This window comes from Actinoallomurus purpureus (assembly GCF_024055795.1).
GTDB lineage: Bacteria > Actinomycetota > Actinomycetes > Streptosporangiales > Streptosporangiaceae > Actinoallomurus > Actinoallomurus purpureus.
On the sequence record NZ_JAMXMY010000018.1, the window covers coordinates 97,584 to 108,804 of the forward strand.

Below are 11,221 nucleotides of genomic sequence, written 5' to 3' on the forward strand. Positions count from 1 at the left end.
CATGGTTCCGATCCGTACGCTCACGCTCGGAGTGCCCGAGCCTCACCCGCTCGCCGCGGACGTCATCGCGAAGGGCGCCGACGCGCTGCGCCGCGCGGAGGCGGTGTTCCGCGACGCGGGATACGAGGTGCAGACGCTCCGCCTGTCGACCCGTCCCGTGTTCGACGACATGACGCCGACCGCCGCGTACGCGCGGGGCCTGCAGGCCGCGCTCGACGACGCCGGCCTGGCGTACTGCTCGCTCGGTCCCGCGACCTCGGGCGTCGAGACGATCCCGGACCTGCTGATCGGTAACGACGCCCTGAGCTGCACTGTTCGCCTCGACGGGAACACGGCGGCGGCCCGGCCGGCGGCGGAGGCGATGCTGCGGCTGGCGAACGAGACGGAGGAGGGCTTCGGCAACTTCCGGTTCGCGGCGCTGGCGTGCGTTCCGCCCGGGGCCCCGTTCTTTCCCGCCGCCTACCACGAGGGGGCGGCGAGCCTGACGGTCGGCCTGCAGGGCGCGAGCATCGCGGTCGGTGCGGCCAAGGGCGGCCTGGACGGCCTGACCGAGCGATTCGCCGCGGCCGTCACCGAGGAGGCCGCCCCCGTCGTCCGCCTCGCCGAACGGGCGGCCGCCGAGCTGGGGGTGCGCTTCGGCGGAATCGACCTGTCCCCGGCCCCGAACGGCGAGGACAGCATCGGCGCGGCGTTCGAGGAGATCGTCGGGGAGTTCGGCGCTCCGGGCACGCTCGCCGTCGCGGCCGCGCTGACCGCTGGGCTGCGGAGCACCGCCCTGCCGACCTGCGGCTACAACGGGCTCATGCTGCCGGTGATGGAGGACGTCGTCCTCGCCCGGCGCTGGGAGGAGGGCCGGATCGGCCTGCACGACCTGCTGGCGTACTCCTCGGTCTGCGGCACCGGCCTGGACACCGTGCCACTGCCCGGCGACGCTTCCGCCGACGCCATCGCCCGCCTGCTGCTGGACGTCACCGCGCTGGCCGTACGCCTGCGCAAGCCGCTCTCGGCGCGGCTGTTCCCGGTGCCGGGCACGCGCAGCGGGGACCGTACCGCGTTCACCTCGGAGTACCTGACGAACACCACGGTCCGGTGGTGACCACGGCGGCCCTCAGGTGGTGACGCGCCCGATCGCCTCCAGCGTCGTGGCGACGTACGTCTCCGGGTCGGCCAGGAAAACGTCGTGGTCGTCGTGGATCTCGAGCACCTCGGCGTCCAGCAGGCGCGCCATGTCGTACTGGTCGCCGGGCGGCACCGCATGGTCCCGCGTCGTCAGCACCACGGCGGTCGGCAGGCCGGCCAGCAGCGGCGCGTACGGCCGGAAGTCGAACTCGTACTCGGCCAGCATGGTGTCCACGATCGCGCGGGGATGGGCCTGTACGAGTTCGCGGCGCAGCCAGGGCCACAGCCGCGCGGTCTCGGGGCTGCGCTCGCGCGTGTCGCTGAAGTAGCGCAGCGGGGCGGTACGGCCGATGTCGAAACGGGTGAGCGGCCGGACGGCCTTCAGCAAGGGCCGGGTCACCCGGTCGGCGGGGCTGTCGAAGCGCAGGGCGGTGGACTGCAGCACCAGGCCGGCGACCCGATCGGGGTGGCGGCGCGCGAGTTCGAGGCCGACCGGGCCGCCGAGGGAGTAGCCGCACACGATGACCTCGTCGATGCCGAGGGCGTCGAGGAGCGCGGCGTGGTCGTCCGCGGCGGCCTCGATGCGGAACCGCCCCGGTCGGCTCGGCCCTCGTCCGTGCCCGTGATGGTCCATCGCCACCATGCCCTGGGACAGGTGCGGCATGAGGTGGCAGAAGTTGACGTCCGCGGTGAGCGCCCAGCCGTGGAGGAGGAGGACGGGTGCCGGACCCTCGACGACACGTACGGTGGCCTCGCCGCGCCGGGGCAGATCGACGACCCGCGCGGGCGGGAGGGGCGGCTCGACGACGCCGTCACCGACCCTGCCGACCCGGCGGACGAAGGAGAGTCCCCGCCGGAGATCCGCCTGCATCGAACTCATGATCAGAGCTTGGCATGACCAGATGACGGCGAGGTATGAGACCGTGGTCACATCCGTGTACTCCGCGGTGCATTTACGCTGAACGTGATGGAACGCATCCTCGTCAGCGCGTGTCTGCTGGGCCGGCCGGTGCGCTACGACGGCACCGGCAAGCGCAGTGACCACCGCGTGTTCGAGCGGTGGCGGGCCGAGGGGCGTCTCGTTCCGGTCTGCCCGGAGGTGCGCGGCGGGCTGCCCGTGCCGCGCCCACCCGCGGAGATCCACGGCGGGCTCGGCGGCGACGTGCTGGACGGGCGGGCGCGGGTGCTGACCCGCGACGGCGCCGACGTCACGGAGCACTTCCTGGAGGGCGCACGGCAGGCGCTCGACGAGGCGCGTGCGCACGGCGTGCGCATGGCGATCCTCAAGGAGAGCAGCCCCTCTTGTGGCGTCGCGCGGATCTACGACGGCACCTTCAGCGGCACCGGGGTGCCGGGTGAGGGCGTGACGACCGCGCTGCTGGAGCGGCACGGCATCGCCGTCTTCGCCGAGAACGCCATCGACGAGGCCGCCGCCCACCTGGCCGACCTCGAACGCTGAGTCGCTTCGCCGCGCACACCCCGACCGGTCCATGCGAGTAAACGCGATATGTCTTGACGCGTCTCGATGAACGCGATATATCTTCTCTGAAATCGAGTGATATCTGCGAGATCGGAGGAGCCATGCCCGCTACCGATACGTCCCGCGCGGGAGTCGTCGTCCCGGTGGCCTACCGCTGGCGGTGGGTCGCCCTGTTCGTCCTGCTGGCGGCCGAGGTCATGGACATGCTCGACGCCATGATCACCAGCATCGCGGCGCCGTCCATCCGCGCCGACATCGGCGGTGGCGTCAGCACGGTGCAGTGGCTGGGCGCCGCCTACACCCTCGCCATGGCGATCGGCCTGCTCACCGGTGGGCGGCTGGGCGACGTCGCCGGACGCAAACGGATGTTCCTGATCGGCGCGATCGGCTTCACCGCCGGCTCGCTGCTGTGCGCGCTGGCGCAGTCGCCGGAGACGCTGATCGCCTTCCGGGGGCTCCAGGGGCTGTTCGGGGCGGTGATGCTTCCGCAGGGCCTCGGCGTGATCAAGGAGATGTTCTCGGACGAGGAGTCGTCGAAGGCGTTCGGAATGTTCGGCCCGGTGATGGGCCTGTCCTCGGTCGGCGGGCCGATCCTCGCCGGCTGGCTGATCGACGCCGACTTCTTCGGCACCGGCTGGCGGATGATCTTCCTCATCAACCTGCCGCTCGGGCTGCTGGCCGTCCTCGGCGGGCTGAGGTTCCTGCCCGAGTCGCGGTCCGCGCGGCCGCCCAGGCTCGACATCGTCGGCGTGGTGTTCGCCGCGGTGGCCTCGCTGCTCCTCGTCTACCCGCTGGTCCAGGGCCGTGAGCTCGGCTGGCCGGCGTGGACGTTCGTCATGATCGCCGCCGGGGTCGCCGTCTTCGGCCTCTTCGGGTGGTACGAGAGCCGCAGGCAGCGCGCGGGGGACGACCCGCTGATCGTGCCGAGCCTGTTCCGCAAGCGCGGCTTCACCGGCGGGCTGATCGTCGGGATCGTGTTCTTCTCCGGAATGGCCGGGTTCTCGCTTGTCTTCAGCCTTTTCCTGCAGATCGGCCTCGGCTACTCGCCGCTGCGGGCCGGCCTGTCCACGGTGCCGTGGTCGGTCGGCGTGGTCGTCGGGTTCGGCGTCGCCCAGGCCGTGCAGCGGTTCGGCCGGCGGGTCATCCACGGCGGCACGCTGGTGATGGCGCTCGGCGTCGCGGGCGTGGTGCTCACCCTGCACCTGGCCGGCTCCGGCGTCGGCCCCTGGGAGTTCGCTCCCGCGCTCATCGTCACCGGTACCGGCATGGGCCTGCTGATGGCGCCCTTCTTCGACACCGTGCTCGCCGGAGTCGAACAGCACGAGACCGGCTCGGCCTCCGGCGCGCTCACCTCGGTCCAGCAGCTCGGCAGCTCACTCGGTGTCGCCGTGCTCGGCACCATCTTCTTCGGCCTCCTCGGCGGCCAGGTCGCCACCGCCACGGACACGGCGGCGGCGAAGGCGTTCGCGGCGGCCGGAGTCTCCGGTCCGCAGCGGGACCGGCTCGTCACCGCGCTGCGCGACTGCGGTCACGACCGTGCGGTGGCCAAGGACTCCGAGGCCGTCCCGGCGGCCTGCCTCCGGGCTCAGGGGCAGGTGCGCGCGGCCGGTGCCCCGGCCCAGCGGGCGGCCGCCGAGATCGGGCGGACGGCGCTGCGGAGAGGGTTCGTCGAGGCCATGAAACTGACGCTGTGGGTGGAGGTCGGCCTGCTCGGCCTGACCTTCCTGGCGGCGTTCCTGTTGCCGAGGCACGCGCGTTCGCCGGAGTGAGCCCTCCGGACCGCGTGCCGAATGCTCGGTGAGGGCGTCACGAAAGCGGGAGAGTCGCCGCGAAACGGCCACCCGCCGACGCCTTCACCGAGCATCTCGTACGGGCTCAGCCGTCGATGCGGAGGCACCCGCCTCTCAGGGCTCAGTCCTCGAGGTGGCGGCGTCCCGCCTCTCGATCCTCCAGCTTGCGGCGGCGCAGTTCGGCGTCGGTCGCCCGGCGCTGTACGCCGACCCCGCCCCAGAAGGCGAAACCGGTGATGATGATCTTCGGTGCTCCGGGGGCGCCCACACCGCTCGCGCGGTGGTCGAAGCCGCCCATGATGCCGATGCCGTTCACGTGGACCTCGGCGTCCTCGGGCACCAGGATCTCCATGCCGCCCATGACGGCGAACGCCCGGATCGTCACCTGCGGCGCGGCGAACCGCGCCTCGCGCAGGTCGAGCTGACCGCCGCCCCAGAACGCCACCGCGGTGAGCTCTTCGGGCACGACCCAGGCGCCCTTGCGCTGGAAGCCGCTCATGATCCCGAGGAGTACCCGTGAGCCGGGCGTCCCGCCGAACCGGTCGCCGCGCGGGGCGGCCGGCCGGGTCGCGGGTTCGGGCAGGTCACGGGTGACGGGCTCCAGATCGCCGTACGTCTTCGCGGCGTAGACTGCCGTGAGGCGTTGGTCGAGCTCCTCGAAGTCCAGCCGGCCCTCGCCCGCCGCCTCGCGCAGAATCGCGGCGACCTGGTCGCGTTCGGCGTCGGAGATGCGCATTTCGCGCCGCTCCGGAAGATTCGTCATGACCACACCCTAGATTGCCGGGTTCCCGTAGGCTTGTCGCCAGCGAACACGCTGGGGGTTTTCATCGTGAAAAACCAACGAACCGCGATCCTCGCCTCGATCGTCCTCGCGGGCGGTGCGGCGTTCACCGCCCTGGCGCCCGCCGCGCAGGCCGCCACCTTCAACCCGTGCTCGGCCGCGAACCACGGCAGGCTGAAGTACTCCACGGGTTCCGCCTCGCACGTGGTGTTCGCGATCTCCTCCGGATACTCCTCGAACCACGTCGTGGTCACCGAGTGCGTCAAGCAGGGGAAGTCCTGGAAGAAGGTCAGCGCCACCACGGGACGCGCGGGAACGAAGGCCTTCGCCCGTCCGGGCGCCAAGCGCGAAGGCGACGGCAAGTCGCCGACCGGCTCCTTCACCCTCACCGACGCGTTCGGCCTGGGCAACCCCGGCACCAAGCTGACGTACCGCACGCTGCACAGCAGCGGCGACTGCTGGGGATCCACCCCGGGCGAGAGCCACTACAACGACTACTACGCGGCGGCGAAGTGCCGCTCCACGGACGAGGACCTGTCGGCCACCGCGCGCCGCGGGCCGTACCACCAGGCGGTAGTGATCAACTACAACCGGCCGAACCCCAAGCGGGGGTACGGTTCGGCGATCTTCTTCCACGTCGGCGGCGTCACCCCGACCGCGGGCTGCATCTCGATCAAGGAGTCGAAGCTGCGCGCCATCATGCGCACCCTCGTCCCGTACGACCGGATGATCATGGGCCCGAAGAGCGCGCTCTTCCGGTCGTAGACGCCGGGAGCCCGTCGCGGCGTTCGGCCGCGCGTACGAGCCGCCGGGTCAGGGAGCGGAGTATCAGCCGCATCACCCGCTCGGCCAGTGGTCCGGTGCCGGGGATCAGCTCGGCGAACGTCCCCTCCCAGACGACGTCCGTGCCGCCGCCGTCGCGGGGTTCGAACCTCACCTCGGCCCGGTAGTCGCGGATCGGGGCGGGCGTGCGCAGGGCGTAGCCGTGCAACCGGTCCTGCTCGTAGGCGACCGTCTCCTCGCGTACCACGACCGGCCACAGGCCGAGGCGGCGGACCGCGCCGATGCCGCCAGGGGGCGGGTCGCCCTGCCGCTCCCACGACGACCGCGGCGCGAACGGGCCGGCCCACTCCGACCAGCGGCCGCCGTCCGCCGCCAGCCGGAAGAGCGTCGCGGCATCCGCCCGGCTGTGCGCCGTCGCCGTCGCCGTGAACGAGGATCTTCGCCCGTCGCGTGCCATGCCGACCTCCCGGGTGTCGCCCCCAACGATCTCGCGGCACGCCGTCTCACGCCAGGGCCCGCTGACAGGACGGTGCTGAAGACCGCTCGGTAGGGCCACCGCGAACGGCCCCGGCGACAGCGCCGGGGCCGTTCGCGCGTCCGTCAGCCGAACAGCCGCTGCCGGAGGTGCACGGCCTGGAGCAGGCCGAAGGCGATCATGTTGGCCAGCGTCGCGGACCCGCCGTACGAGATGTACGGCAGCGGCACCCCGGTGATCGGCATGATGCCGATCGTCATGCCGATGTTCTCGAACGTCTGGAACGCCAGCCACGACACGACACCGGCCGCGAGGAGCATCCCGAAACCGTTCGCGCACAGGGCGGCGATGCGCAGGCCGCGCCAGAGCACGACACCGACGAGCACGACGATCAGCGCGGAGCCCAGGAAGCCGAGTTCTTCTCCGGCGACCGTGAAGATGAAGTCCGTGTGCTGCTCGGGCACGAAGTGGCCACCGGTCTGCTGCCCCCGGAACAGCCCCTGACCGGCCAGGCCGCCCGAACCCACCGCGATACGGGCCTGGGCGGCGTTGTACCCGGCGCCCTTCGGGTCGGCCGCCGGGTCGGCGAACGCGATGAACCGGTTGATCTGGTACGGCTTGAGCAGGTGGAACCGCCAGGCGGCGACCGCGCCCGTCACGCCGCCGCCCACCATGGTCAGCAGCCAGCGTTTGGGCGCGCCGGAGATGGCCACCATCGCCAGGACGACGACGGCGAGGACCATCGTCGTGCCGAGGTCCGGCTGCATCATGATCAGGCCGGCGAGCAGCGCGGCGAGGGCGAGCGCGGCCACGATGTCGCGGGTGCGGGGTGCGGCCTGTGCGGCCTGTGCGTCCCGTCGCTCGCCGAGCAGCACGGCGAGCACCACGACGAGGCCCACCTTGGCGAACTCCGACGGCTGGAGCTGGAACCCGCCGCCCAGCTCGATCCAGGAGTGATGTCCCTTGATCGTCGAGCCGAGCGGGGTCAGGACGAGGACCAGGCCGACGCACGAGGCGCCGTAGAGGATGGGCGCGTAGGCGCGCACGAGCCGGTAGCCCAGCGCCGTGACCAACGCGGCGAGCCCGAGGCCGATCGCGACCGTCAACAGGTGCTTCTTGAGGAAGATCTGCGGGTCGCGGCCGGTGTTGAGCAGGGCGGGGCGGGTCGCCGACCACACCAGCAGCGTGCCGATCAGCGTCAGCATGACGACGGCGCTCAGCAGGACCCAGTCGAGCCGGCGCAGCGGCGACTCGTGACCGGACAGCCGGCGCAGCAGCGAACGCCGCGCCGTCGTCGTCACCCTGTTGCGGCTCCCGAACATGGCACCCCCACGCCCGCCCCCCGACGGGCCCCGACCATCGGCGCTCGGAGCCCGCAGCCCCGGCGGCAGATCGATGGCGTCTCTCTGAGTGACTGATCAGTTACTCGGTGAGCATACCCGTGAGCGGCGGAAACGCCGCCGAGGCGGGGAGCGGGGGCGGGGAGGCCCAAGGGGTGTCCGACAAATCCGCTCGCTACAAACGGGATCTGTCAGACACGCCTAGAGGGGCACGAAGGTGCCGGTGTCCGGCTGGTACCTCCACACCGCGCCGGTCTCGACGTCGTAGAACCAGCCGTGCAGCCGAAGGGCGCCGTTGGCCAGCCGCCGGGCCACCCACGGATAGCGGCGGAGCTTGTCCAACTGGGCGACGAGGTGCGGCCGTCCCGGATCCTCCTGCGCCTGGGCGGGGATTCCGCGCCATCGGTGCGTGTGCAGCAGCCAGAAGCGTGTGGTCGGAGCGTGGCGGAGCGCCCGGCCGCTCGTGCGCGCATGGACGGCGCCGCACCGGGTGTGGCCGCACACGATGAGGTCCCGGATGCCGAGGACCACCACGGCGTACTCCAGGGTGGCCGCCTCCGCGGTCAGCCGTCCCACCCGGTGGGGCGGGATGACGTTGCCCGCCGTGCGCAGCTCGAACAGGTCTCCGGGTGCGGAGCCGGTGAGCAGCGAAGGGACGACGCGGGCGTCGGAGCAGGAGACGAAGACGGCCTGCGGGGTGCTGTCCGGCCGGGAGGAGGAGAGCCGCCCGCGTCGGGTCGCGACCTGCTGATGGAAGCTGCGGGCATGGTCGATCAGTGACTGCATGGGACATGTCCTTCACGCTGGAGACGAGCGGTGCGGGCCGGTGATCCCGTCGCGCGGCGTCCTCGCGCGCGTACGGGCGGATCGCCGATCAGCAGCGGAAGACCTGCAGCCGTTCCGGTTCGGGGTGCGCGAGGCGCCGTGCCGACCGCGCGACCCGGCGGGGTGCCGCCGAGCCCGCGTCCGCGTTCGCCCGGACGGGCGGCCCGGAGCACCCCCGCAGGACCTGCCCGCCGTGGCCGGAGGGCGGCGCGGGCGCCCGGTGCAGGGCGGCGTCGCAGTGGCCCCAGGGCGCGGGCCGGCCGCCGTCGCCGGGGTCGGATCGCACCCGGTGCGCCGACCTGGAGACCGGACAGGGATCGAGCACCGGATGATCGGCGCGGATGGACACGAGCGCGGCCGCCGCGTGAGGGCCGTGTGCGGCGGTGCCGTGCACGAGGAGGACGACCGTCACGGTCAGCGCCCAGAGGATGACGGCCGCCGCGCGTGCCGCCCGGAGCGCACCGTCCCCCGCTCGCCGTCTCCGGCCCAACCCGGCTCCAATCAACTACAAAGAGTGTCCAATCAATGACTCTATGTTGCCGCTGGGTGTCGGGTCTACACGTGGGGCGACGCAGAGGTGTCGCCGCCGCCACCTACGGGCGGGGGGTCTCACACGGCGAAGGACCGAGCCGGTCGACCTCGGCTCGGTCCTTCGCCGTCTCCCTCCGGTGGTGTCAGCCCTTGCCGGGTGATCCCTCGTGCCAGGTCATCTGGGCGCCGAGGTGGCCGGTGCGCACCACCCAGATCGCCGACACGATCGCGACCACGACGGCGAGGACGGCCACCGCGGTGCCGATCACGGGACGGGCGAAGAAGCCCTCCGAGGTGTACGCGCGGTACCGCGCGAGGATCACCAGGACGATGAGGAGGACGGTGAGCAGGGCCACCAGCAGGCGCAGCTGCGAGCCGAGCTCCGCGTGCCGGTCCAGCATGCTGCTCTCGCCGCCGCCGCCTCGGGGCGCGCCGGCGCCGCCGGCGCCTTGGGGCGCGCCGGCGGGACGGCCGCCGGCCATCTGCTTCATCCGCTGCGTCCGCGCGTCCCGCAGCTTCTCGCCGGCGCCGGCGGTGAGGACGGTCGCCGCCATCGTCACGATGGCGAAGATCCCCGCCGCGAGGCCGTACCGGACCTGCCAGACGGGGCGCACGGCGAGGGCGATGACGACGCCTGCCAGGATCGGGACGAACACCACCGGAACGTGCAGGAAGATCGCGTGGGCGGGCAGCCCGAAGGCCTTCGACAGCTCGATAGGGGTGACGGCGACGGCCACCACGACGGTGGCCGCGAGCAGCAGGAGTGAGGGGTCCGAGGGGAAGAACCGCCGCGCGGGCGGGCTCTCCGGGGTGTCGGATCCGGGCAGGGCGGTTTCGGTCATGGGCGGTGAAAGTATTAGAGGCGCCGCTGCGTTCGCTGAGAGAAAGCTATGAATCACTTCTCAACATCCCCGGCGAACGTGTTCTCGATCACTCACCCAATGTGTCGCGTCTACCGCACACTGTGGCGATCCCGGCGATAACGTGTCCTGATCATGAAATCGCAGTGAACATCGCGGTGTCGTCGGAAGGGCGTACGTGGCGAGTCGGGTCAAGATCATTGGAGGCGTGCTGCTCCTCGCCGTCGTGGCGGCACTCGGCCTGGTCGCCAAGACCTCCGCGGTGACCAGCGCGGACATTCGCCTCGACGAGCATCTCGTCGCCCTGCGGAACCCCACCTTCACCCTGGTCGCCAAGGCGGCGACGCTGGCCGCTCAGGCCGCGGTGGGTGTCGCCGTCGCGGTCGTCCTGCCGGTGGTCCTGTGGTTCGCCCGGCGCCGCCGTGACGCGCTGCTGACCGCCTGCCTGATGATCGGTGCCCTCGCGATCGCCTTCGCGGTGAAGACCCTGGTCGCCGAGCACCGCCCGCCGAAACGGCTGTGGGTGATCCCGCCGGACAACGCGATGAGCTTCCCGAGCGGGCACGCCGCCGTCGCCGCCGCGTTCGCCCTGCTCCTGGGCATGCTTCTGCGCGGGCGCATGCGTCCCCTCGCGATCACGGTCGGAGTGATCTTCGCGGGCGTCGTGTCCTTCGCCCGGGTGTACCTCGGCGTCCACTACCTGCTCGACGTCGGCGGCGGTTGCCTGGCCGCGGTGAGCGCCGCGCTGCTGGTCTCCGGATTCCTCGACCTGCCGCGCATCCGGCGCAGCCTGGAGGACGTCGGGACGCCCGCCTCCGGACGGCACCACGCCGGCCGTACGCCCCGGGTCCCCACCGGGTGACGTCCGCGCTGTACGCCCTGGGTCCCCGCCGGGTGACGCGGCTGATGACGGTGGTGGGCACCGCGACGATCGTGCTGGTCATGCTGCCGATCCTGCGCGGAGCCTGGCGCGTCGTCGCCTGGGCGGCCGCGGCGGTGCTCAGTGTGGTGTCCGGGCTGTGCCGCGTGCTGCTGGGCGTGCACTATCTCAGCGACGTCGTCGCCGGGTGGATCCTCGGAGCCGCCGTCGTGCTGGCCACCACGGCGGCGTTCGAGGCGTGGCGGCGCGGCGAGGGCCGGCGCCCGGCCACCCCGATCCGCGAGGGCACCGAACCCGAGGCGCACGCGTCGATCGCGGGCAACGACCAGGCGCGGTCCGCCTGACCCCGGACGGCAG

The 11,221-nt window shown here is 72.2% G+C and carries 13 protein-coding genes; 6 read left to right on the forward strand and 7 right to left on the reverse strand.

Annotated features, from left to right (window positions below):
* Position 1: 1 nt before the first annotated feature.
* Complete coding sequence (locus tag NE236_RS29345) at positions 2 to 1,096, forward strand: DUF711 family protein (protein ID WP_252845423.1); 1,095 nt, start codon at positions 2 to 4, stop codon at positions 1,094 to 1,096.
* Positions 1,097 to 1,108: 12 nt separating this feature from the next.
* Here the strand turns inward: NE236_RS29345 and NE236_RS29350 are convergent, their stop codons facing one another.
* Positions 1,109 to 1,999 carry an alpha/beta fold hydrolase gene (locus tag NE236_RS29350; RefSeq protein ID WP_252845424.1) on the reverse strand — a complete coding sequence of 297 codons (891 nt, stop codon included), beginning with the start codon at positions 1,997 to 1,999 and terminating at the stop codon, positions 1,109 to 1,111.
* A gap of 87 nt (positions 2,000 to 2,086) precedes the next feature.
* Between NE236_RS29350 and NE236_RS29355 the strand changes: the two genes are divergently transcribed.
* Both NE236_RS29355 and NE236_RS29360 read left to right on the forward strand, forming a co-directional pair.
* Positions 2,087 to 2,578: a 2-thiouracil desulfurase family protein gene (locus tag NE236_RS29355; protein WP_252845425.1), complete on the forward strand. Its 492-nt coding sequence runs from the start codon at positions 2,087 to 2,089 to the stop codon at positions 2,576 to 2,578.
* A 122-nt stretch (positions 2,579 to 2,700) separates the two neighbouring features.
* The gene (locus tag NE236_RS29360; protein WP_252845426.1) at positions 2,701 to 4,368 is read left to right on the forward strand and encodes an MFS transporter; all 1,668 of its coding nucleotides are present in this window, start codon (positions 2,701 to 2,703) and stop codon (positions 4,366 to 4,368) included.
* A 142-nt stretch (positions 4,369 to 4,510) separates the two neighbouring features.
* Here NE236_RS29360 and NE236_RS29365 read toward each other — a convergent pair whose 3' ends face one another.
* A complete protein-coding gene (locus tag NE236_RS29365) occupies positions 4,511 to 5,152 on the reverse strand; it encodes a DUF1707 SHOCT-like domain-containing protein (protein WP_252845427.1) in 642 nt (213 codons plus the stop codon).
* Between the two features lie 66 nt (positions 5,153 to 5,218).
* Here NE236_RS29365 and NE236_RS29370 point away from each other — a divergent pair, with 66 nt between their 5' ends.
* Positions 5,219 to 5,935: a L,D-transpeptidase family protein gene (locus NE236_RS29370; protein ID WP_252845428.1), complete on the forward strand. Its 717-nt coding sequence runs from the start codon at positions 5,219 to 5,221 to the stop codon at positions 5,933 to 5,935.
* Here the strand turns inward: NE236_RS29370 and NE236_RS29375 are convergent.
* From NE236_RS29375 to NE236_RS29395, 5 genes are all read right to left on the reverse strand, one after another.
* On the reverse strand, positions 5,901 to 6,410 hold the full coding sequence (locus tag NE236_RS29375) for an SRPBCC family protein (RefSeq protein WP_252845429.1): 510 nt from the start codon (positions 6,408 to 6,410) through the stop codon (positions 5,901 to 5,903). The two genes, NE236_RS29370 and NE236_RS29375, sit on opposite strands and share 35 nt — an antisense overlap.
* Positions 6,411 to 6,553: 143 nt before the next feature.
* Positions 6,554 to 7,729, reverse strand: coding sequence for a rod shape-determining protein RodA (gene rodA, locus NE236_RS29380; RefSeq protein WP_252845430.1), 1,176 nt, complete (start codon positions 7,727 to 7,729; stop codon positions 6,554 to 6,556).
* Positions 7,730 to 7,969: 240 nt separating this feature from the next.
* On the reverse strand, positions 7,970 to 8,554 hold the full coding sequence (locus tag NE236_RS29385) for a carbonic anhydrase (RefSeq protein ID WP_252845431.1): 585 nt from the start codon (positions 8,552 to 8,554) through the stop codon (positions 7,970 to 7,972).
* A gap of 88 nt (positions 8,555 to 8,642) precedes the next feature.
* Complete coding sequence (locus NE236_RS29390) at positions 8,643 to 9,083, reverse strand: hypothetical protein (RefSeq protein WP_252845432.1); 441 nt, start codon at positions 9,081 to 9,083, stop codon at positions 8,643 to 8,645.
* Between the two features lie 184 nt (positions 9,084 to 9,267).
* Complete coding sequence (locus NE236_RS29395) at positions 9,268 to 9,966, reverse strand: DUF2231 domain-containing protein (protein WP_252845433.1); 699 nt, start codon at positions 9,964 to 9,966, stop codon at positions 9,268 to 9,270.
* 226 nt (positions 9,967 to 10,192) lie between these two features.
* Here NE236_RS29395 and NE236_RS29400 point away from each other — a divergent pair, with 226 nt between their 5' ends.
* A complete protein-coding gene (locus tag NE236_RS29400) occupies positions 10,193 to 10,846 on the forward strand; it encodes a phosphatase PAP2 family protein (RefSeq protein WP_252845434.1) in 654 nt (217 codons plus the stop codon).
* The gene (locus NE236_RS29405) at positions 10,843 to 11,208 is read left to right on the forward strand and encodes a phosphatase PAP2 family protein (protein ID WP_252845435.1); all 366 of its coding nucleotides are present in this window, start codon (positions 10,843 to 10,845) and stop codon (positions 11,206 to 11,208) included. Before NE236_RS29400 ends, NE236_RS29405 begins: the two co-directional genes overlap by 4 nt.
* Positions 11,209 to 11,221: the final 13 nt, after the last annotated feature.